This is a genomic window from Pseudomonas sp. c313 (genome assembly GCF_055407145.1).
In genome coordinates this window covers 97,797-120,321 of the sequence record NZ_JBUZRD010000010.1, presented here as the reverse complement: position 1 = coordinate 120,321, position 22,525 = coordinate 97,797, and the positions used below count along the sequence as shown (strand labels likewise).

Here is a 22,525-nt window from a genome sequence, read left to right as displayed (position 1 = left end):
TCAGCGTCGAGCAAGCTGGGCGGTGTTGTCGACCATGGCATGCAGGCGGAAACTGCGGGCATAGCCGGCCGGGTCCGAGCCATCCCAGACCTTGCCGTCGATCAGTTGGCTGCTGCGCATTTCTGTATCCCCGGCCGTAATACCCGCCGCCGTGGCGGCTTCACGATAGAGCGCCAACTGCTGCACCTGACGGGCGATAACCAGGTAATTAGGGTCTTCGCGCAACAAGCCCCAGCGACGAAATTGGGTCATGAACCACATGCCATCGGACAGATAGGGCAGGTTGACCTCGCCACCTGCGTGAAAGCGCAGGGCGTGGGCATCCTGCCAATGGTTGCCCAGACCGTCGTCGTAGTTACCCAGCAAGCGCGGTTCGATGCAATCGAGCGGTGCGTCCAGGTATTCACGGGCACTTAGCAAGTGCGCGGTAGAGCGGCGGTTTTCAGGGCTTTGTTCGATAAAGCGACTGGCTTCCAGAATAGCCATCACCAATACGCGGGCGGTGTTGGGGTATTGCTCGACAAAGGCCTTGGTGCAGCCGAGGACTTTTTCCGGATGATCCGGCCAGATCGCCTGGGTGGTGGCCAGGGTAAAGCCCTGGTTCTGTTTTACCGCACTGGCGCACCAGGGTTCGCCCACGCAAAAACCGTCAATCCGTCCGGCTTGCAGGTGCGCGACCATTTGCGGCGGCGGTACCACCACACTATTGACGTCCCGCAGCGGATGAATACCTTGGCTGGCGAGCCAGTAATACAGCCACATGGCGTGTGTGCCTGTGGGAAAGGTCTGGGCGAAGGTGAGTTTTGTTCGGCTTTGGTGCACGTGGCGATCCAGTGCCTCAGGACTGGTCACCCCTTGTTGTTGCAAACCGTGGGACAGGTTGATGCTCTGGCCGTTCTGGTTCAGCCCCATCAACACGGCCATGTCGGTGGGCGCCACACCGCCGATGCCCAGGTGCACGGCATAGATCAGTCCATACAGGCTGTGGGCCGCGTCCAGTTCGCCGCTGACCAGTTTGTCCCGCAGATTGGCCCAGGATGACTGGCGCTTGAGGTTCAGCGTCAGTCCATAAGGCTGGGCGAAACCCTGAGTTGCGGCAACGACTACCGAGGCGCAGTCGCTCAAGGCCATGAAACCCAGGTTGAGGCTGCTCTTTTCCGGAGCATCGCTGCCGTTGACCCAGGCCAGTGGATCGCTCTTCTGGCTGTTGTCGACCGAATCATTCATCAACATCTACCTTTCATGACCTTCTTTCTCAAAAAAAGCGCCGTTCCTGCGGGCAGCTTGTGCAAGCAGCTCACGGGTAACGACGCCTTTGTCCTTGAGCCCGTTCCGTCGTTGGTGCGGGCTGCGATGAATAACGCAAAGCAAGGCACATGCCACGGGGCATGTTCGGGGAGGTGCTTGATCAACTTCCCATCAAGATTGCAGGTCGGGGGCCTTTCACTATGGCCGCTCCCTAATGCCAGGCTGCTCAGGAACCCCCGCGTGTACCTCGATCACTTTGCAGCAAAGATCTACAGCCGGCCCTCGGGTCGGTTTCCCTGATGTACCGCCTGACCGTATGCCTCGACCTGCGGCGGTGGTTGCTCTGCTGCCTGCTGATGCTGGGCAGTGCGCCTGCCTTGGGCGAGGTTTATCAGGCGCATGACGAAAGCCTGCAGGCTTTTTTTACCGAGTTGTCAGTGCCCTTGGGCCAACCCATCGTTGTCAGCAAGAAGGCGTCTGGCAAGCGAATCACCGGGCAGTACGATTTCGATCCTGTGCAACGCACCCTTGAGGAGGTTGCCCTGCAGCAAGGGTTGATCTGGTACAGCGACGGTCAGGTGCTCTATCTCTACGACGCCAGCGAGGCAAAAAGCTCGGTGGTCAGCCTGCGGCACATCTCGGTCGACATGTTGCGTGCGTTCATGCGGCGGTCGGGTCTCAGCGAGGCGCGTTATCCCCTTCGTGAGGGGGGCACACGGATGTTTTATGTTTCCGGGCCACCCAACTACGTCGATCAGGTGCTGCGCCTGGCCCAGCTGATGGACAGGCAGCGTGCCGAGTTGCGTATGGGGCCTCAGAAGATCGGCGTGGTTCAGGTGCTTAATACCCATGTCGCCGATCGTCAGTACGACATGGGAAGTGAACAGGTCACCGTGCCGGGAATGGCCACGATGATCGGAAAACTGCTGGCAGCCGAGCAGAAGAATGTCGCCCCAGGTCGTTCGCGGCAGTCAGGGTTGCTGGCCGACAAAAACATTTCAGTGATGGCTTACCCGGACACCAACAGCCTGCTGATCAAGGGGATGCCTGCGCAAGTGCGCTTTTTAGAGAGTCTGGTGGCGGAACTGGACGTGCCCAAGCGTCCGGTTGAGGTGTCGCTATGGCTGGTGGACGTGGATCGACATGAATTCGAGCAAATGGGCATGGCCCCGGACAGTGATGGCAAGGGGCCGGACACGTCGCGGCAAGTGAGTCGCGTGCTGGCGCCCGTTGAGGACCGCGCTTTCATGGCGCGGGTTCAGGCCCTGGAGCGTCGTCGGCGAGCAAGGGTGGTGGCGTTGCCGGTGATTCTGACCCAGGAGAATGTGCCGGCGGTTTTCCATGACAACCAGACCCTTTATCTGCCCCGATCTACTGAGGACAGCGATGAGTGGCAGCCGATCAACCATGGCACACAGGTCAGCGTCCTGCCGCGTTTCGCCGAGGCGAACGAAATCGAGATGCTGCTCACCATTGAGGATGGCCGCCAGATAGGAAAGGTCGGTGGTCGCAATGGGGCATCGGCGGCGGTTGGGCGTGTAGGTATCAATACCGTCGTCCGTGTGGCCCAGGGCAAGCGCCTGTTGCTGGGCAGTTTTCGGCGTGATGGCGAGGCTGCAGAGCGTAGTGCCATGTTCGGTCGCTACGACGGGCCAATGGCCAACAGTGTGCGTCTGTTTTTGATCCAGGCCCAGGCCGTGGGTGACGAACTTAAGACCGCGACCGGGCAGGGGAATCCGCCGCCGCTGACGGCTGCTCAATACGAGCACGTACAAGGCGCCTTCACTCGCTTGTCCGAGTAATGAAATCAGGCGCGTTTTTTAATGAGTTTTTGAGCCACGTTGAAGAGCTGTGCAACCTCGTTCACCAATGACAGGTGCACCCGCAGAGGCCTTCTGTGCGCTCGCACCCAAGAAGGTCTAGCGGGGTTGTGTGCTGCTTGTATCGAAGCGTCTTACAGGTTGTGTCCAGAACTTCTTGAGTTTATGGGTTTTTGCCTACGGTGTTCCAAGGGGCAGGTTTCTATAGTCGCGCCATCCCTGGTGGGGCAATGCTGAAATTAAGGAGCCGTGAATGTCAGTAGGCAGCTACAGAGGTTTGAATGGTCGGCGTGGTTGATGGTTTGACGTCCGTCTCTTTGGCTTTTGGGCACTGGACGCTACAGGGTGATGGCAGGCTGACAGGCGAGGGCTCGGATATTCAATTGCCTCCCAAGGAATGGCATGTATTGCGCCTGTTGCTCGCCTCGGCGGGCGTGCTGGTCACCAAGGATCGTTTGCTGGAACTGGTCTGGCCCCATGGCGAAGTCGCTGAGGAGTCCCTGACCCGCTGTATCTATTCGTTGCGCAAGCACCTCAAGGACAACAAGGGATTTATCACGACGGTATATGGCAAGGGCTATCGCTTCAGCTGTCCGGTAGTGATGGTCGACGTGCCTGGCCAAACACGTGCTGGTCCTGGCATCGCCATTTACGTGTGCTCTGCCTGTGGACAGGAGAGTAATTGGGGCGGTCTGACATGAAGAGGGCCTGGAGCAAGGTGATGCTGCTGGTTGCTCTGGCCGTGTCGAGTCAGGCTAAGGCTTACTGCTGGACCGAAGCTGCGAGCCAATATGATATAGAACCGGAGTTGTTGCAGGCCATTGCTGCCGTAGAGTCCGGTTATCGAGCCGAGGCCATGAATTACAGCAACAACAATGGCACCCGTGATATTGGCCTGATGCAGATCAACAGCATTCATCTACCGCGCCTGCTCAAGCAAGGCATCACCGAACAGCGGTTACTGGGTGAGCCCTGCCTGTCGGTAGAAGTGGCGGCCTCCATTCTCGCTGACTTCATCAAGCAGTTTGGCTACAACTGGACGGCGGTGGGCTCCTACAACGTCGATGCCGGGGAGGGGGCTCATCGGGAGGAGTTGCGGCTTCGTTATGCGCAAAAAATCTGGACGCGCTACGAAGAGTTGATGGCCGCGCGTAACGGATGATCGTGCTACCTGTGCGCCACGCCTCGCGCGCGCGCCGTCCCCCCGGCTATAATCGGCGCCACCTTCCGCCGTCATCCGAGTCAAACCCGCCCATGTATACCCTGGCCCGTCAGCTGTTGTTCAAACTTTCTCCGGAAACCTCCCACGATCTGTCCCTGGACATGATCGGTGCCGGTGGCCGCCTGGGGCTCAATGGCCTGGTGTGCAAGGCGCCGACGAAGATGCCGGTCTCGGTGATGGGGCTCGACTTCCCCAACCCGGTAGGGCTGGCTGCAGGCCTGGACAAGAACGGTACGGCCATCGACGGCTTTGCCCAGTTGGGGTTTGGTTTCGTCGAAGTCGGCACCGTCACTCCTCGGCCGCAGCCGGGTAACCCCAAACCACGAATTTTCCGCCTGCCGGAGGCCGAGGCGATCATCAATCGCATGGGCTTCAATAACCTTGGCGTTGATCACCTGCTGTCGCGGGTTCAAGCCGCGAAGTACAAGGGTATCCTGGGTATCAACATCGGCAAGAACTTCGATACGCCCGTGGAGCGTGCCGTGGATGACTACCTGATCTGCCTGGACAAGGTTTACGCCCATGCCAGCTATGTCACGGTCAATGTCAGTTCACCCAATACTCCGGGCCTGCGCAGCCTGCAATTCGGTGACACTCTCAAGCAACTGCTCGAAGCCTTGCGCCAGCGTCAGGAAGACCTGGCCGTGCGTCATGGCAAACGGGTGCCATTGGCGATCAAGATCGCTCCGGACATGAGTGACGAAGAAACCGTACTGGTGGCCCAGGCCCTGCTGGAATCGGGGATGGACGCGGTGATCGCCACCAACACCACCCTGAGCCGCGTCGGTGTCGAAGGCCTTGCCCACGGTGATGAGGCCGGTGGGCTTTCCGGGGCGCCGGTGCGCGACCAAAGTACCCATATCGTCAAGGTGCTGGCGGCCGAACTGGCGGGGCGTTTGCCGATCATTGCTGTCGGCGGCATCACCGAAGGCAAGCACGCCGCTGAGAAAATTGCTGCTGGCGCGAGCCTGGTGCAGCTGTATTCCGGTTTTATCTACAAGGGGCCGGCGCTGATTCGCCAGTCGGTGGATGCGATCGCAGCATTGCCACGAAGCTAAAGGCATAAAAAAGGGCTCCTCGAAGGAGCCCTTGGGCCGAAGCCCGCCGCCCTGATGGGGCGTGCGTGGTTAAGTCGTTACATATTCAAGGTGGTGTCGGAATTAAGTGCCCTGATTAGCCGACGGCGTGAAGTTCGTTGAGTCTGTGGATCCCCGCAGTGCCGGTCATACCGTCCCAGTTGTCGCCACGTCCTTCTCGCCAGCCGTTAATCCAGGCTTGGCGTACCGACGGTAGAGTAAATGGGCAAAGCTCACGGGATTTGCCATGAACGCCATACTGATATCCGCGTAAAAATGCTCTTTCCAACGGATCACGCTTAAGTCTTCTCATAGGGTGTTTCCCTCACTTGTTGACTGTCTTGATATCCTTCAGCCTCGTCCGAGGCCGGGCAGAGTTTTTCTGCCGTTGGTGCGCTCGCTGCCGGCGTGGCGAGCTAAGTGTTGGCACCGTGGCGGCGCCAACCTGTATTGAGTTCTAACCAATAGGTCACATGGATTCAATGATCGTTTTGTCATAAGGACGTAACGATAATGATGCTATGGCCATAAGCTGGGATGGCTTTTCGCCCCTTTTCCAGGCCAAAGCCAGCTATGATGTGCCCTGCAAAGAGGATAGGTTTAATCCTTTAGTGAGAATGTCCTCCTGTTGCAGTCGGTTGTTATTCGACGAAGGGTCAGAATATTTCTCTTTGTTGCATCAAATACATGATCTGCCCCGTCAATATAGGCTCAAAGGGCCTGCAGCCGGGGTGGGACGGCACATTCGTGCCACACGAGCGCTCTTCAAGAAAAGCGCTTGATTGAAAACCGAACTGGCGATGCGTCGCCCGTTTACTTATTGCTGAAAAGCCTGGAATCCCCATGTCGGATCGTTACGAAATCTTCCTCACTTGCCCCAAGGGCCTTGAAGGCCTGCTGATCGAGGAAGCCGTCGGGCTTGGCCTTGAGGACGCTCGCGAGCACACCTCAGCCGTGCGCGGCATGGCCGACATGGAGACCGCCTATCGCCTGTGCCTCTGGTCCCGTCTGGCCAACCGCGTGTTGCTGGTGCTCAAGCGCTTCCCGATGAAAGACGCCGAAGACCTTTACTACGGCGTACTGGATATCGAGTGGGGAGACCACATGCTTGCTGATGGCACCCTGGCGGTGGAGTTCAGCGGCCATGGCTCGGGCATCGACAACACCCACTTTGGCGCGCTGAAGGTCAAGGATGCGATTGTCGACAAGCTGCGCACCCCGACCGGCGAACGTCCGTCCATCGACAAGATCAACCCGGACCTGCGTATTCACCTGCGCCTGGACCGTGGCGAAGCGATTCTCTCTCTTGACCTGTCCGGCCACAGCCTGCACCAGCGCGGTTACCGCCTGCAGCAGGGCGCCGCGCCGCTGAAAGAAAACCTGGCGGCAGCGATCCTGATCCGTTCCGGCTGGCCGCGCATTGCCGCCGAAGGCGGTGCGCTGACTGACCCGATGTGCGGCGTCGGTACCTTCCTGGTGGAAGGCGCGATGATCGCTGCCGACATGGCCCCCAACCTCAACCGTGAGTTGTGGGGCTTCACCGCCTGGCTCGGCCACGTCCCAGCCCTGTGGAAGAAACTTCATTCAGAGGCCAGCGAGCGTGCTGCCATCGGCATGGCCAAGCCACCGCTGTGGATTCGCGGTTACGAGGCTGACCCACGCTTGATGCAGCCGGCTCGTAACAATATCGAACGTGCTGGCCTGAGCCACTGGATCAAGGTTTATCAGGGTGAAGTCGCTACCTTCGAGCCGCGCCCGGACCAGAACCAGAAAGGTTTGGTGATCTGTAACCCGCCCTACGGCGAGCGTCTGGGTGATGAAGCTAGCCTGTTGTACCTTTATCAGAACCTCGGCGAACGCCTGCGTCAGGCCTGTTTGGGTTGGGAAGCGGCGGTGTTCACCGGCGCGCCGGACCTGGGCAAACGCATGGGTATTCGCAGCCACAAACAGTATTCATTCTGGAACGGCGCCTTGCCGTGCAAGTTGCTGCTGATCAAGGTCACCCCGGACCAGTTCGTCACCGGCGAGCGCCGTACCCCGGAACAACGCCAGGCCGAACGCGAGCAGGCCGCCTACGATCAGGCGCCGACCGAGCCGCAAGAGCGCCAGTACAACAAGAACGGCAATCCGATCAAGCCAGTGCCAGCACCGGCTCCGGTTGTTGAGCAGGCGCGCTTGAGCGAAGGCGGGCAGATGTTCGCCAACCGTTTGCAGAAGAACCTGAAGTTGCTCGGCAAATGGGCCAAGCGCGAAGGCGTCGATTGCTACCGTGTATACGATGCCGATATGCCGGAATACTCCATGGCCATCGACCTGTACCACGATTGGGTCCACGTCCAGGAATACGTCGCACCCAAGTCCATCGATCCGGAAAAAGCCTCGGCGCGGATGTTCGATGCATTGGCGGCCATTCCCCAGGCGCTGGGCATCGACAAGAATCGCGTGGTGGTCAAGCGTCGCGAACGTCAAAGTGGCACTAAGCAGTACGAGCGCCAGAGTGCCCAGGGCAAGTTCACCGAAGTCAGCGAAGGCGGGGTGAAGCTGCTGGTCAACCTGACCGATTACCTGGACACCGGCCTGTTCCTCGACCACCGCCCTATGCGCATGCGCATCCAGAAAGAGGCCGCAGGCAAACGCTTCCTCAACCTGTATTGCTACACCGCCACTGCCAGTGTGCACGCGGCCAAGGGCGGTGCGCGCACCACCACCAGCGTCGACTTGTCGAAAACCTACCTGGACTGGGCGCGTCGCAACCTCTCGCTCAATGGTTTCTCCGACAAGAACCGCCTGGAGCAGGGTGACGTGATGGCCTGGCTGGAAGCCAGTCGCGATGAGTTCGACATGATCTTCATCGACCCGCCGACCTTCTCCAACTCCAAGCGCATGGAAGGTATCTTCGACGTACAACGCGACCACGTGCAGTTGCTCGACCTGGCCATGGCTCGCCTGGCGCCCGGCGGCGTGCTGTATTTCTCCAACAACTTCCGCAAGTTCCAGTTGGAGGAGAACCTCATCGAGCGTTATGCCGTCGAGGAAATCAGCGATAAAACCATCGATCCGGATTTTGCGCGCAATGCCAAGATCCACCGTGCCTGGAAAATCACCGCACGTTGATCGACCCTGAAGCCGCGAGCCTGGATTATTCCGGGCTCGCGGTTTTTTTTGCGCTGGTCAAAACAGGACCCGGTGGTTATAACTTAACTCCTAGCCAACATGACGCCCTTGCACGCTGGCGTTCTGAGTTTTGCTTATGCTGCTGCATGCCGTCCGCCCGAAAATTCTTGGCTTTATCAGCGAGCAGGCGTCGGCGTGGCTGGTGGCATTGGTTGTGCTGCTGGTGGGACTGGCGCTCACGGCGGTGATGGCGTGGGCTGCATCCGATCTCTATCAGCAACAGGCTCGTCAGCGATTTCAGTTGCTGGTCAACGAGCGCTACAGCCATCTGGAAGAGCGCTTCGAAGACCAGGAGCAACGCCTCGACAGCCTGCGCCGCTTTTTCGTCAACTCTCATAATGTCTCCCGCGAAGAGTTCGATGGTTTCGCCCAGCCGTTGCTGCTGCGTGCGCGTGCCTATTCCTGGGCGCCGCGGATTTTTCGCGATCAGCGCTCCGGGTTTGAGCAAAAGGTTACCCGGCAGCGGGGTGCGGGTTTCGCCATTCGTGAGTTGAGCGAGGCCGGCACTCTGGTCCCGGCGACCGAACGGGACGAATATGTGCCGGTGTTGTACAGCCAGACCCAGAGTCTCCTTGGCTCGCCCCTGGGGTTTGATCTGCTGGCCCAGCCTTTGCGGCGTTCGGTGGTCGAGCGTGCGCAACGTTCCGGCACCATCGCCGTGTCGCAACCCATGCAGTTGGTGGGCGTGGAGCCAGCCTACGCGATGGGTGTGTTGCTGGTGGCGCCGGTGAGTGCGCCGGTCACCGCCCAAATGCCCCCCGGTGAACCGTATGGCTACGTGATGGCGGTGATCAGCATGCGCCAACTGGTAGCCGACGGATTGCCCAAGGCGGATCGAGACAACCTGGTGATGCGGATTGTCGACACCTCTGACACGCAACAGCGGGTGTTGTATGAATCGAACAATGCCACGGGGGGTGGCAAGCTGGAGGCGATCCGCCGTCTGACCCTGGGCGACCATGTCTACGCCTTGAGCATGCGCCCCAGCCAGGTATTCGAGCGGGCCACCCATTCCTCGGCAATCAGCATCTTGACAATGGGCGGTCTGCTCAGCCTGCAGCTCAGCGCCTTGCTCTACGTGCTGGTCAGCCAGCGTCAGCGGGCGTTGAAACTGGTACAGCAACGTACCGGCGAGTTGCGCCAGCGTGAGCACGAGCTGCGCGATGCCCACGGCCAATTGCGCAGCGTGCTCAATGCAGCAACTCAGGTGGCGATCATCGCCACTGACCTGCGCGGCGTCATCATCACCTTCAACGCCGGGGCCGAACAAATGTTGGGGTATGAGGCCGCGCAGGTGCTCAATCATCTGACCCTTGAGAGCCTGCACCTGGCGCCCGAGTTGGAAGTCCGCGCCACCCAGTTGAGCCAGGCGCTCGGAAAGCGGATCGTGCCGAGTCAGGCGATGCTGGTGGAAGGCGCTGACAGCCTGCACGAAGCTCGTGAGTGGACCCTGGTGCGCAAGGATGGCAGCCAACTGACGGTGAATATGCTGGCGACTGCATTGCTTGATGACCATGGGTTGTGGATCGGCCACCTGGCGATTTGCCTGGATGTGACTGAGCAAAAACGCGTCTATGAGGCGCTGGCGGCACGCGATCGCTTGCTGAAGAAGCTCAGCGCCCATGTGCCCGGCGGGATTTTCCAGTTCGCCCTGGAGCCCAACGACAACTGGCGATTTATCTACGTCAGTGATGGTATTCGCGACATCTATGAAATTGATCCGGGGTTATTGCAGCAAGATGCAAAGCTAGTCTTCGAACGCCTTCATCCCCAGGATGCCGAACGGGTTCGTGCCTCCATCCGGTTGTCAGCGCTGCAAATGAGCCATTGGCGTGAAGAGTATCGGGTGCAGTTGCCGCGCCGGGGCCTGCGCTGGATTCGTGGCGAGGCCACCCCGGAAGAGTTGCCGGGCGGTGGCACGCTGTGGCATGGCTATGTGTCGGATATTTCCGACCTCAAACGCGTGGAGGAAGAGTTGCGGGCGCTGTCCATCACCGACTCTCTTACGGGTATCCATAACCGCCGTTACTTCCAGGACCGCCTGAAGGCCGAGATGGTCAGGGTCGAGCGCACTGCGGGAAGGTTGGCGGTGATCATGCTGGATATCGATCACTTCAAGCGCATCAATGACCAGTATGGTCATGCGGTAGGCGATGAGGTGCTGCAGGAGTTATGTCGGCGCATCAGTCTGCGCCTGCGTCGCAGTGATGTATTTTGTCGCCTGGGAGGCGAGGAGTTCATGGTGCTGTGCCCCGGCACTGATGGCGCCCAGGCCTACAGCCTGGCCCTTGAGTTGTGGCAAGCGCTGCGCCGTGTGCCCATGAACCGCGTCGGCACGGTGACGGCGAGCTTTGGGGTTGCCAGCTGGCGGGTCGATGAAGGGATCGATGGCTTGCTGTTGCGCGCGGATTCGGGTGTGTATGCGGCCAAGCAGGCGGGCAGGGATCGTGTGGAGGCAGAGCGGTTGCCGGCTTGAAGTCAAGGATCGCCCTGTGGCGAGCGGGCTTGTTGTGGCAGTTGGCTTAATTGTGGCGAGCGGGCAAGCCCGCTCGCCACAACAAGCGAGCTTGTCACAATTACAGTATCGGTGCGATGGTCGCCAACTTAGGTTGGCGATACAGGTCCAGTAACACCTGATCCAGCACCGACGAAGCGCCCCACGGCCTAGGATCGTTGAGGATTGCCACCACTGCCCAGGTATTGCCATTGTTATCGCGGCTGAAGCCGGCAATCGCTCGGACGGTGTTCAGGGTCCCGGTCTTGACGTGGGCTTCACCGCGCAGGGCGGTGGTCTTCAGGCGTTTGCGCATGGTGCCGTCGGTGCCGGCAATCGGCATCGAGCTGATGAACTCCGCCGAATACGGGCTTCTCCAGGCCGCCTGCAACAAGGTCGCCATCTCACGGGCGCTGACCCGTTCGGCGCGGGACAGGCCAGAACCGTTTTCCATCACCAGGTGCGGCGCGGTGATGCCTTTCTTCGCCAGCCACTGGCGCACCACGCGTTGGGCGGCCTTGGCATCGTCGCCATCGGCATCGTTGCGGTATTGCGCGCCGAGGCTGAGGAACAATTGTTGGGCCATGGTGTTGTTACTGTATTTGTTGATGTCGCGGATAATCTCCGCCAGGTCCGGGGAGAACGCGCGGGCCAGGACCTTGGCGTCTTTCGGTACCGGGGCGAGTACGTCGCGGCCCTGGATACTGCCGCCCAGCTCCTTCCAGATCGCCCGCACGGCGCCGGCGGTGTAGGTAGCGTGATCCAGTAATGAGAGATAAGTCTGCGAACTGCAGCCATCGCCCAACTGGCCGCTGACTGTCACGGTGACGCTGCCGTCGGTGGCAGTCACCGGGTTGTAGCGCACGTCACCAGTGCACTGCTTGGTGTTGGCCACTTTCACCTGGTTATCGATGCGAATGCTGGCAATCGGCGGTTCCACCGAGATCAGCACCTTGCCCGAATCGTTGCGGGCGACAAAGCGCAGGGCCTTGAGGTTGACCAGCAGGGCATCGGGCTTGACCAGGAAAGGCTTGTTGGCGTCATTGCCGTCGTCATTGAATTCCGGCAATTGCGGCTGGACGAAAAAGTTGCGGTCCAGCACCAGGTCGCCAGTGACTTGCTGCACGCCATTGGCCCGCAGGTCGCGCATCAGAAGCCAGAGTTTTTCCATGTTCAGCTTGGGATCGCCACCGCCCTTGAGGTACAGGTTGCCGCGCAATATGCCGCCACTGAGGGTGCCGTCGGTGTAGAACTCGGTTTTCCACTGGTGGTTGGGGCCGAGCATTTCGAGGGCGGCGTAGGTGGTGACCAACTTCATGGTCGAGGCCGGGTTGACTGATACGTCGGCGTTGAACACCGTCGCGGTGCCAGGGCCGTTGAGGGGGATCATCACCAGGGACAGCGCGTTGTTTTGCAGCTTGGCCTTCTGGAGGGCTTCCTGGACCTTGGGGGGCAGGGTGGTGTTGATCGGTGCGGCGCAAACGGAAAAGGCCAAAGGAAGCAGAAAGCCAGCCAGTAACAAGGGACGTAAAGATTTGATCATAAGAAATAAACCCTACTGCGAGGAGGGTGAAAAAAACGAGGGCATGTGAACGAAAATCCCTCAGTGGTCATGAAAGTGTCGGCATTATGCCCCAAGGTGGAGCCACTTGTGCCTGAACGATAGCTGCTAATCACTGATTTTTTTACCAGTGGTACGCCACCCGTCCCAGAGAGACGGGCAAACCCCTGCTTAAACTGCTAAAGTGCCGCCCGTTATTACTTATGAGGATTGTTCCATGGCGACTAACCGTTCCCAGCGTCTGCGCAAAAAACTGTGCGTTGATGAATATCAAGAGCTGGGTTTCGAGCTGAACCTGGACTTCAAAGAAGGTTTGGACGACAAGGCTATCGACGCTTTCCTCGACGCATTCCTGAAAGAAGCGATGGAGGCCAACGGCCTCGGCTATGTTGGCGGCGATGACTACGGTCTGGTTTGCCTGCAGAAGCGCGGTTCGGTCAGCGAAGAGCAGCGTGTTGCTGTTGAAGCCTGGCTCAAGGGCCGTAGCGAGCTGACCAGCGTTGAAGCTAGCCCGTTGCTGGACGTCTGGTACCCGGAAAAGCCGATCAATCCGGTAGCCTGATGTCATGAGACAGCGACCCGCCCGGGTCGCTGTTTCGTTTCAGGGTAGAAAGAGTCAGGCCTTGCGCCAGTTCAGAATCACCAGCGTCAATACTCCCGCAACAATCCCCCAAAACGCCGAGCCGATGGAAAACAACGTCAACCCCGACGCTGTGACCATAAAGGTGATCAGCGCTGCTTCCCGCTCCTTCGGCTCATTCATGGCAATGCTCAGGCCATTGATGATCGAGCCAAACAACGCCAATGCCGCAATCGACAGCACCAGTTCCTTGGGCAGCGCTGCGAATAATGCCGCCAGCGTTGCGCCAAACACCCCGGCAATCCCGTAGAAAATTCCGCACCAGACCGCTGCGGTGTAACGCTTGTTGCGATCTTCGTGGGCATGGGGCCCGGTGCAGATGGCTGCGCTGATGGCTGCCAGGTTGATGCCGTGGGAGCCGAACGGTGCCAGCACCAGCGAGGCGAGCCCGGTGGTGGTGATCAGCGGTGAGGCCGGAACGTTATAGCCATCGGCCCGCAGTACGGCGACGCCAGGCATGTTTTGCGAGGTCATCGCCACCACGAACAGCGGAATGCCGATACTGATGGTCGCGGCCAGGGAAAAGTGTGGAGTGGTCCACACCGGCGTGGCCACTTCCAGGCTGAAACCGCTGAAATCCAGCAGGCCCATCAGGCCAGACAATGCCGTGCCGATCAGCAACGCCGACAGCACCGCATAACGCGGCGACAGGCGCTTGATGATCAGGTAAGTGAAAAACATCCCCAGCACCAGGGCGGTACGGTGTTGCGCGGCGACGAAAATCTCGCTGCCGATCTTGAACAAAATCCCCGCCAGCAAGGCCGCCGCCAGGGACGCCGGAATGCGTTTGACCAGCTTTTCAAAGCTGCCGGTGAGCCCGCAGATCGTCACCAACACTGCGCAGGTGATGTAGGCACCAATGGCTTCGCCGTACGTCACGCCGCCAAGGCTGGTGATCAGCAGCGCCGCGCCGGGCGTCGACCAGGCGATGGTGATTGGCGTGCGGTAGCGCAGGGACAGACCGATACTGCACACCGCCATGCCGATGGAAATCGCCCAGATCCACGACGAAATCTGCGCCGTGGTCAGGCCGGCGGCCTGGCCTGCCTGGAACATCAGCACCAGAGAGCTGGTGTAGCCGGTCATCATGGCAATGAAGCCGGCGACAATGGCCGAAGGCGAGGTATCGGCCAGTGGGCGTAATCGCGCTTGGGGGACGTCGGACATGGGGCGGTGTTCCTTGATGCCAGGGAAGCGGTTTGTAGGAGCAAGCTTGCTCGCGATGGTCGTCAACGATGACGCGGGTTGTCTGACACCCAACGGTGCACCGACGTTCTTCGCGAGCAAGATCTCTCCGACAAGGAGAAATTGCGGATTCAAGCCTAAACTCAAACGTAACGACCCATTGCAATACAGACGGCCGCGTAAACAGCCGTACAGTGTGTTGGCGCATTGGGTTGTGTACAATGTGCGCTGTTTTTAGGTGATACTTGCCAGCGAACCTTTGTGGTCGTATTACCGTTAATTCGCCGCCGTTCTCCCTACCCGAGTGCCCATGAACGAACAGTTGCAGCCCCTCAAGAAACAACCGCGAGCTGGCAAGGCCGGTCGCAGTGGAACCCAGGATGATATCGTCTACGCGCACATTTTCGAGGCCATCCTCGAACAACGCCTGGCGCCCGGTACCAAATTGAGTGAAGAGGCACTGGGCGAAATCTTTGGCGTCAGCCGCACCATCATTCGCCGTGCGCTGTCGCGTCTGGCCCATGAAGGCGTGGTGCTGCTGCGGCCCAATCGCGGTGCGGTGGTCGCAAGTCCAAGTGTTGATGAGGCGCGACAGGTATTCCTGGCCCGGCGTCTGGTAGAAAAGGCGATCACTGAACTGGCGGTGCAGCACGCCACGGCCGAGGAGTTGGCCCAGTTGCGGCAGATGGTCAACGACGAGCGCGACAGCTTTTCCCGCGGTGATCGTGGTGCCGGTATCCGTCTTTCAGGCGAGTTCCACTTGAAACTGGCCGAGGCGGCGAAGAATGCACCGTTGATTAGCTTCCAGCGCAGCCTGGTGTCCCAGACGTCGCTGATCATCGCCCAGTATGAAAGCGGCAACCGTTCGCACTGTTCCTACGATGAACACACCCAACTGATCGATGCCATCCAAGCGCGGGATGCGATATTGGCCGTGAACCTGATGATGCATCACATGGATCACATCGACAGCAAACTCAACCTCGACGAGGAAAGCGCATCGGATGACCTGCATGCGGTGTTCTCGCATTTGTTGCAGACCAAGAAGCCAGGGCGCTCGTCCGTAAAATTGTAAACCCGATCAAAAATGTGGGAGCAAGCCCGCTCCCACATTTGGTTTGTGGTGTCTGCTAAATCAGCGCTGATGCACCAGTTGTCCCGCCGCATAGGTCTGCAACACCGCCCGATCATCCCCCAGCGTCATCAATACAAACAACGTCTCGGCAATGGTATTGGCCTGCTTCAGGCGATAGCTGAGCAGCGGCGTGGCGTTGTAGTCCAGCACCAAAAAGTCTGCATCGGTGCCTGGTTGCAAGGTGCCGATCTTGTCTTCCAGCCGCAGTGCCCGCGCACCGCCCAAGGTCGCCAGGTACAACGACTTGAACGGACTCAACCGCGCCCCTTGCAATTGCATGACCTTGTACGCCTCGTTCAGCGTCTGCAGCAGCGAGAAACTGGTGCCGCCGCCCACATCGGTACCCAGGCCGACATTCAGCTTGTGCTTCTCGGCCATCGGCAGATTGAACAAGCCGCTACCGAGGAAGAGGTTCGAGGTCGGGCAGAACGCTACCGCTGAACCCGCCTGCGCCAGCCGCGCACATTCGTCGTCGCACAAGTGCACACCGTGGGCGAACACCGAGCGCTCCCCCAGCAGTTTGTAATGGTCATACACATCCAGATAACCGCTGCGCTCCGGGAATAGCTCCTTGACCCATTCGACCTCTTGCAGGTTTTCACTGATGTGAGTCTGCATGTACAAATCCGGATATTCCCCCAGCAACTGGCCGGCCAGGGTCAGTTGCTCAGGCGTACTGGTCGGTGCGAAACGTGGCGTCACCGCGTAGTGCAAACGGCCTTTGCCATGCCAGCGCTCGATCAGCGCCTTGCTTTCCTGGTAGCCGGATTCAGCCGTGTCGGTCAGATAGTCCGGCGCATTGCGGTCCATCATGACCTTGCCGGCGATCATTCGCAGGTCGAGTTTCTCGGCAGCTTCAAAAAACGAGTTCACTGATTGCGGGTGCACGCTGCCGAATACCAGGGCGGTGGTGGTGCCGTTGCGCAGCAGTTCCTTGATGAAAATATCCGCGACTTCTTCGGCATGGGCCTTGTCGGCGAATTGGCTTTCGCAAGGGAAAGTGTAGGTATTGAGCCAATCCAGCAACTGCTCGCCATAGGCGCCGACCATGCCGGTTTGTGGCAGGTGGATATGGGTGTCGATCAGGCCGGGGGTGATCAGCGCGTCCTGATAATGGGTGACTTCGATATCGGCGGGCAGGCTGGCGAGCAATTCGCTGGCATGGCCCAGGGCGCTGATCTGGCCGTTGTCGATGACCAGCAGGCCGTCTTCGAAATACTCATAGGAGGCGTCGATGCCCACTTCAGCGGGATCGGCGATGCTGTGCAGAATGGCGGCACGGTAGGCTTTGCGAGTCAAAGGCATAGTCGTCTCAATTTGTGGCTTTTTAATTAGCAGCATGGCTGCGGCGCGAGGCCGGCAGCAGTTTTGCAATGGGTTCGGCACTGGCAGTGTGCTGGCCGAAATTGGCGTTATAGGTGGCGATGATTTCGCCGGCGATGGAGATGGCGATTTCCACAGGCAATTTGCCTTTGACCTCGCCCAGCCCCATCGGGCAGCGCATGCGTTGTAGTTGCGCGGTGTCAAAGCCGCGATCGCGCAGGCGATGTTCAAATTTGACCCGTTTGGTCTTCGAGCCGATCAGGCCGAAGTAGGCAAAGTCATTGCGCTTGAGCAGGGCAGCGGTCAGCTCCAGGTCGAGTTGGTGATTGTGGGTCATGACGATGCAGTAACTGCCCACAGGCAGGTTGTCGATTTCATCCACAGGTTCTTCGGCGACGATTTTACGCACGCCCTGGGGGATGTGCTCCGGGAATTCCTGTTCCCGTGAATCAATCCAGCGCACCCGGCACGGCAGGCTGGCCAGCAGCGGCACCAGGGCGCGGCCGACATGCCCGGCGCCGAATACGGCGATTTGCGCCTGCACCTGGCCCATGGGTTCAAACAGCAGCACGGTCACGCCGCCGCAGCATTGGCCCAGGCTGGCGCCGAGGCTGAAGCGCTCCAGATGGGTGTTCTGCTGGCCACGGGTGAGCATGTCCCGGCCGATCTGCATTGCCTTGTATTCCAGGTGGCCGCCGCCGATGGTGTCAAAGGTCTGGGCTGCACTGATGACCATCTTCGAGCCGGCATTGCGCGGCGTCGAGCCGAGCTCTTCGATGATGGTCACCAGTACGCAGGGCTCACCCTGGTGTTGCAGGTCGGCGAGGGCGCTGATCCAGTTGTTCATGGTCACCTCCGTTCAGAGCGAAGCCAATTCGGTTTCAGTTTCCATAGCCTTCGCGGCCTTCAACTGGCGCATCTGCTCACACCCCCACAACACCCGCTCCGGCGTTGCCGGTGCATCAATCTTCGGCTGGTGGCGGTAGTCACCGAGGCTCGCCACGGCATCCTTTATCGCACACCAGGACGCAATGCCGAGCATGAACGGCGGCTCCCCCACGGCCTTGGAATGAAACACCGTGTCTTCCGGGTTCTTGCGGTTTTCCACCAGTTTTACTCGCAGGTCCAGCGGCATGTCCGCCACCGCCGGAATCTTGTAGCTGGCCGGGCCGTTGGTCATCAGCTTGCCTTTGTTATTCCAGACAAGCTCTTCCATCGTCAGCCAGCCCATGCCCTGGATAAAGCCGCCTTCCACCTGGCCGATGTCGATGGCCGGGTTCAGCGAAGCGCCGACATCATGGAGGATGTCGGTGCGCAGCATTTTGTATTCACCGGTCAAGGTATCGACGATCACCTCGCAACAGGCCGCGCCGAACGCGTAGTAATAGAATGGCCGGCCCCGCGCCTGGCTGCGGTCGTAGAAGATTTTTGGGGTCTTGTAGAATCCGGTGCTGGACAGCGACACCTGGCCGAAATACGCCTGCTGGATCAGCGTTTCGAAGGTGAGGATATGCTCGCGCACCCGGACATGACCGTTGTGGAATTCGACGTCCGCTTCGCTGACTTCATACTTGCGCGCGGCAAATTCCACCAGCCGTTGTTTGATGATTTCGGCGGCGTTCTGTGCGGCCTTGCCATTCAGGTCGGTACCGCTGGAGGCAGCGGTAGGCGAGGTGTTCGGCACCTTGTCGGTATTGGTGGCGGTGATCTGTACCCGGTCAATGTCGACCTGGAATACCTCGGCCACCACTTGCGCGACCTTGGTGTTCAAACCCTGGCCCATCTCGGTGCCGCCGTGGTTCAGGTGGATGCTGCCGTCGGTGTAGATGTGGATCAAGGCGCCTGCCTGATTGAGGAAGCTGGCGGTGAACGAAATGCCGAACTTCACTGGCGTGAGTGCGAGGCCTTTTTTCAGGATCGGGCTGCCTGCGTTGTAGCGGCGGATCGCTTCGCGACGCTCAACGTATTGGCTGCTGGCCTCCAGTTCCGCAGTCATCTCTTCGAGCATGTTGTGCTCGACAGTCTGGTAGTAGTGGGTGACGTTGCGCTCGGTCTTGCCGTAGTAGTTGACCTTGCGCACCGCCAGCGGGTCGAGGGCCAGATGGCGAGCGATGGCGTCCATTACTTCTTCAATGGCGACCATGCCCTGCGGACCACCGAACCCACGATAAGCCGTATTGGAGGCGGTGTTGGTTTTGCAGCGATGGCCGTTGATGGTGGCGTCGCCCAGGTAATACGAGTTGTCGGCATGGAACATGGCGCGGTCGACAATCGACGCCGACAGGTCCGGCGAGCAACCGCAGTTGCCGGCCAGTTCCAGCTGGATGCCGTGCAGGCGGCCGCTGTCGTCGAAACCCACGTCGTATTCGATATAGAAGGGGTGGCGCTTACCGGTCATCAGCATGTCTTCGACCCGGGGCAGGCGCATCTTGGTCGGCTGGCCGGTGAGGTGCGCGACCACTGCGCACAGGCACGCCGGGCTGGCGGCCTGGGTTTCCTTGCCGCCGAAACCGCCACCCATGCGGCGCATGTCGACCACGATCTTGTTCATCGACACGTCCAGCACTTCGGCCACCAGCTTCTGCACTTCGGTGGGGTTTTGCGTGGAGCAGTAGACGATCATGCCGCCGTCTTCGGTGGGCATCACCGAGGAAATCTGGGTTTCCAGGTAGAAGTGTTCCTGGCCGCCGATGTGCAGCGAGCCTTGAATGCGGTGTTCGGCAGTGGCCAAGGCGCCGGCTGAATCGCCGCGCTGGTGAGTGTGGCTGTCCAGTACAAAATGGCGTTTGCGCAGGGCTTCTACTACGTCCAGCACCGGTTCCAGGTCTTCGTATTCGATGATCGCGGCCATGGCCGCCTTGCGCGCAGTTTCCAGGTCGCGAGCGGCGACAGCCAGCACCGGTTGCCCAACGAATTGCACGTCATCAATCGCCAGCAGCGGGTCGCCGGGCAGTAGCGGGCCGATGTCTTTCAGGCCCGGTACATCTTTGTGGGTGATGACGATGCGCACGCCTTCGAAGGCGTAGCAGGGCGTGGTGTCGATGCTGATGATTTTCGCGTGGGCGCGGTCGGACAGACGTGCATACAGGTGCAACTGATTGGGGAATTCCAGGCGGTCATCAATGTACTGCGCCTCGCCCGAGACGTGCTTGGCGGCGCTGTCGTGCTTGACGCTGCGGCCGACCCCGGTGGTCAGGTCCTTGGCAAACAGTTCGGCCAGTTCGCACTGGGATTTTTCCACGGTGTGATGGTTAGACATAAGCGGTCACCCGAGTCTCGATGTGCGGCGTTTGCAGTTCGATGAAGTATTTGCGCAGCAGGTTTTGCGCGCTGAGCAGGCGGTATTCCTTGCTGGCGCGAAAGTCCGACAGCGGGGTGAAATCCTCGGCCAGGGCCGAGCAGGCTTTTTCCACCGTCGCTGAATTCCACACGGAGCCGATCAACACCGTCTCACAGCTTTTCGCCCGTTTTGGGGTGGCTGCCATGCCGCCAAAGGCGACCCGGGCATCGGCGATCACGCCGTTATCAATGCGCAGGTTAAAGGCGGCGCACACGGCGGAAATATCATCGTCCAGGCGTTTGGAGACCTTGTAGGCGCGAAACAGCTGCTCGGTGCTGGCGCGAGGCACGATGATCTTCTCGATGAACTCGCTGTCCTGGCGCGCGGTGACCCGGTAGTCGATGAAGTAGTCTTCCAGGGCCAGGGTACGGCGGGTTTCGCCCTTGCACAGTACGATCTGCGCACCGAGGGCGATCAGCAGCGGCGGCGAGTCACCGATGGGCGAGGCGTTGCCGATGTTGCCGCCCAGAGTGCCTTGGTTGCGGATTTGCAGGGAGGCGAAGCGGTGCAACAGTTCGCCGAAGTCGGGGTATTCATTATTCAGTGCGCTATAGCAGTCGGACAGCGACGTTGCCGCGCCGATTTCCAGGCGGTTGTCGAAGGTCTCGATGCGTTTCATTTCTTCTATATTGCCGACGTAGATCATCACCGGCAGCACACGGTGGAACTGGGTGACTTCCAGCGCCAGGTCGGTACCGCCAGCCAGCAGGCGGGCTTGCGGGTAGGCGTCGTAGAGGTCGGCCAGATCGGCGACGGTCAGCGGCACCAGGCAGCGTTTGTCGCCGCTGTTCAATTCACCAGTCTGGGTCGGAGCAATGCTCTTGAGGCGGGCGATGGTCTCGGCTTGGCGGCTGTCGAACTGGTCCTGGGGCTTGTTGCAGCAGGCCTGTTTGGCGGCGGCGAGAATGGGGCGATAGCCGGTGCAACGGCACAGGTTGCCAGCGAGAGCTTCGTTAGCTTTCTGGCTGTCGGGGGCGTCGCTGTTTTTTTGCAGCGCGAACAGTGACATCACAAAGCCGGGGGTGCAGAAGCCGCATTGCGAGCCGTGGCATTCGACCATGGCTTTTTGCACGCTGTGCAACTGGCCCTGGTGCTTGAGGTCTTCGACGCTGATCAGTTGTTTGCCATGCAGGGACGAGACAAAGGTCAGGCATGAGTTGAGACTGCGATAGCGAATCTGCTCGATGCCCCGGTCATCGGTGTGCAACTCGCCGACTACCACGGTGCAGGCGCCACAGTCGCCGCTTGCGCAGCCTTCCTTGGTACCGGATTTGCCCAGGTGCTCACGCAGGTAGTTGAGCACGGTCAGGTTCGGGTCCAGGGCATGCTCGCTACGGAGCTCCTGGTTTAGTAAAAACTGGATCACGGAAGGCCTCGCAGACTCATTATTGTTGTTAACCGCTTTGCGCCGAATCTAGTCATGTCTGACTTTTCGGTCAACTATTTTCTGACCAGAAGGTCAAGAAATTGCGATTTCAACCTGTTTAATTATGGTCCATATCTCTGGAGCCGCCGTTTTTTGGGACTTCTGGGCTTTAACGGCTGCTTATTTCATGCCAAATTCGGATCGGTGGGCCCTGCGCCATTAGCAGGCATTTGCGCTACACTGCCGCGCTTGTATTGATAGAAGATTTTGAAGGGAAAACATGACGTTCAAGGCGCCGGATAGTCTTGCCGAGCAAATCGCTCACCACCTCGCCGAACGTATCATTCGCGGCGACCTCAAGCCTGGGGAGCGGATCCAGGAGCAGAAGGTCACACTGGCGCTCAATGTCAGCCGTGGTTCCGTGCGCGAAGCGTTGCTGATCCTGGAGCGACGGCACTTGATCGCCATCCTGCCGCGCCGTGGCGCCCACGTCACTGAACTCACCGCCCACAAGGTGCAGAGCCTGTGTACGTTGATGAGCGAGCTGTACATCCTGCTGGGTAACGCAGTAGCCGAAGGCTGGCAGACCCAGGCCGACATGGCGCCGTTCGTGCAGATCCAGCAACGCTTGGTGAGCAACTTCGAACACCAGGACATCCGGGCCTTCGTTGAAGAAAGCTTCAACGTGATGCGCGCCGCCTATCCCTTCGCCAACAACCCGTATTTGCAGGAAACCGTCGAGAACCTGCAGCCGGCGATGAACCGCGCCTATTACCTGGCCCTGGATCAGCGCAAGGCAGAAATGAGCGAGTATCTGGAGCTGTTCGAGCAGTTGCTCGCCGCCGTATTGGCTCGTGACCTGCCGCAGATTCGCCTGGTGCTCTCCGCTTATGGCCAGCGCAGTTGCTCGCTGGTCATTACTGCCCTGGCGGATGCCTAAG

General features: G+C 59.6%; 17 protein-coding genes. 9 read left to right on the top strand and 8 right to left on the bottom strand.

What is annotated here, in order from left to right:
* On the bottom strand, positions 1–1,227 hold the full coding sequence (locus ACZRKZ_RS22580) for a CmpA/NrtA family ABC transporter substrate-binding protein (RefSeq protein WP_463982787.1): 1,227 nt from the start codon (positions 1,225–1,227) through the stop codon (positions 1–3).
* Between the two features lie 320 nt (positions 1,228–1,547).
* Between ACZRKZ_RS22580 and sctC the strand changes: the two genes are divergently transcribed.
* From sctC to ACZRKZ_RS22560, 4 genes are all read left to right on the top strand, one after another.
* On the top strand, positions 1,548–3,050 hold the full coding sequence (sctC, locus tag ACZRKZ_RS22575; protein WP_463982786.1) for a type III secretion system outer membrane ring subunit SctC: 1,503 nt from the start codon (positions 1,548–1,550) through the stop codon (positions 3,048–3,050).
* A gap of 299 nt (positions 3,051–3,349) precedes the next feature.
* Positions 3,350–3,769, top strand: a complete 420-nt coding sequence (locus ACZRKZ_RS22570; RefSeq protein ID WP_463982785.1) for a winged helix-turn-helix domain-containing protein — start codon at positions 3,350–3,352, stop codon at positions 3,767–3,769.
* Positions 3,766–4,230: a transglycosylase SLT domain-containing protein gene (locus ACZRKZ_RS22565; protein WP_463982784.1), complete on the top strand. Its 465-nt coding sequence runs from the start codon at positions 3,766–3,768 to the stop codon at positions 4,228–4,230. The genes ACZRKZ_RS22570 and ACZRKZ_RS22565 overlap by 4 nt, the downstream gene beginning before the upstream one ends.
* Positions 4,231–4,322: 92 nt before the next feature.
* Positions 4,323–5,348, top strand: coding sequence for a quinone-dependent dihydroorotate dehydrogenase (locus tag ACZRKZ_RS22560; RefSeq protein WP_463969915.1), 1,026 nt, complete (start codon positions 4,323–4,325; stop codon positions 5,346–5,348).
* 115 nt (positions 5,349–5,463) lie between these two features.
* Here ACZRKZ_RS22560 and rmf read toward each other — a convergent pair whose 3' ends face one another.
* Complete coding sequence (gene rmf / locus ACZRKZ_RS22555; RefSeq protein ID WP_002553055.1) at positions 5,464–5,679, bottom strand: ribosome modulation factor; 216 nt, start codon at positions 5,677–5,679, stop codon at positions 5,464–5,466.
* Between the two features lie 530 nt (positions 5,680–6,209).
* Between rmf and rlmKL the strand changes: the two genes are divergently transcribed.
* Both rlmKL and ACZRKZ_RS22545 read left to right on the top strand, forming a co-directional pair.
* A complete protein-coding gene (rlmKL, locus tag ACZRKZ_RS22550; protein ID WP_463982783.1) occupies positions 6,210–8,480 on the top strand; it encodes a bifunctional 23S rRNA (guanine(2069)-N(7))-methyltransferase RlmK/23S rRNA (guanine(2445)-N(2))-methyltransferase RlmL in 2,271 nt (756 codons plus the stop codon).
* Positions 8,481–8,616: 136 nt separating this feature from the next.
* Positions 8,617–11,016: a sensor domain-containing diguanylate cyclase gene (locus ACZRKZ_RS22545; RefSeq protein ID WP_463982782.1), complete on the top strand. Its 2,400-nt coding sequence runs from the start codon at positions 8,617–8,619 to the stop codon at positions 11,014–11,016.
* Between the two features lie 100 nt (positions 11,017–11,116).
* Here the strand turns inward: ACZRKZ_RS22545 and dacB are convergent, their stop codons facing one another.
* Complete coding sequence (dacB, locus tag ACZRKZ_RS22540; protein WP_463969918.1) at positions 11,117–12,577, bottom strand: D-alanyl-D-alanine carboxypeptidase/D-alanyl-D-alanine endopeptidase; 1,461 nt, start codon at positions 12,575–12,577, stop codon at positions 11,117–11,119.
* A 235-nt stretch (positions 12,578–12,812) separates the two neighbouring features.
* Between dacB and ACZRKZ_RS22535 the strand changes: the two genes are divergently transcribed.
* The gene (locus ACZRKZ_RS22535) at positions 12,813–13,157 is read left to right on the top strand and encodes a YggL family protein (RefSeq protein WP_133101662.1); all 345 of its coding nucleotides are present in this window, start codon (positions 12,813–12,815) and stop codon (positions 13,155–13,157) included.
* Positions 13,158–13,211: 54 nt separating this feature from the next.
* Here ACZRKZ_RS22535 and ACZRKZ_RS22530 read toward each other — a convergent pair whose 3' ends face one another.
* A complete protein-coding gene (locus ACZRKZ_RS22530) occupies positions 13,212–14,402 on the bottom strand; it encodes a benzoate/H(+) symporter BenE family transporter (RefSeq protein WP_463969919.1) in 1,191 nt (396 codons plus the stop codon).
* Between the two features lie 328 nt (positions 14,403–14,730).
* Between ACZRKZ_RS22530 and ACZRKZ_RS22525 the strand changes: the two genes are divergently transcribed.
* Positions 14,731–15,495 (top strand): GntR family transcriptional regulator, encoded by a 765-nt coding sequence (locus ACZRKZ_RS22525; RefSeq protein WP_149412844.1) that lies wholly within the window; start codon positions 14,731–14,733, stop codon positions 15,493–15,495.
* A 60-nt stretch (positions 15,496–15,555) separates the two neighbouring features.
* Here the strand turns inward: ACZRKZ_RS22525 and guaD are convergent, their stop codons facing one another.
* Genes guaD through xdhA form a run of 4 tightly spaced genes read right to left on the bottom strand, consistent with a single transcriptional unit; the run spans position 15,556 to position 21,584 of the window.
* The gene (gene guaD, locus ACZRKZ_RS22520; protein ID WP_133101659.1) at positions 15,556–16,860 is read right to left on the bottom strand and encodes a guanine deaminase; all 1,305 of its coding nucleotides are present in this window, start codon (positions 16,858–16,860) and stop codon (positions 15,556–15,558) included.
* 22 nt (positions 16,861–16,882) lie between these two features.
* Entirely contained in the window at positions 16,883–17,725 is an 843-nt protein-coding gene (gene xdhC, locus ACZRKZ_RS22515) for a xanthine dehydrogenase accessory protein XdhC (RefSeq protein ID WP_463969920.1), read from the bottom strand.
* A 12-nt stretch (positions 17,726–17,737) separates the two neighbouring features.
* The gene (gene xdhB, locus ACZRKZ_RS22510; protein ID WP_463982781.1) at positions 17,738–20,137 is read right to left on the bottom strand and encodes a xanthine dehydrogenase molybdopterin binding subunit; all 2,400 of its coding nucleotides are present in this window, start codon (positions 20,135–20,137) and stop codon (positions 17,738–17,740) included.
* Positions 20,130–21,584, bottom strand: coding sequence for a xanthine dehydrogenase small subunit (gene xdhA, locus ACZRKZ_RS22505; RefSeq protein WP_463982780.1), 1,455 nt, complete (start codon positions 21,582–21,584; stop codon positions 20,130–20,132). Before xdhA ends, xdhB begins: the two co-directional genes overlap by 8 nt.
* 280 nt (positions 21,585–21,864) lie before the next feature.
* Here xdhA and ACZRKZ_RS22500 point away from each other — a divergent pair, with 280 nt between their 5' ends.
* Positions 21,865–22,524, top strand: coding sequence for a GntR family transcriptional regulator (locus ACZRKZ_RS22500; protein ID WP_463982779.1), 660 nt, complete (start codon positions 21,865–21,867; stop codon positions 22,522–22,524).
* The last annotated feature ends 1 nt before the right edge of the window (position 22,525 follow it).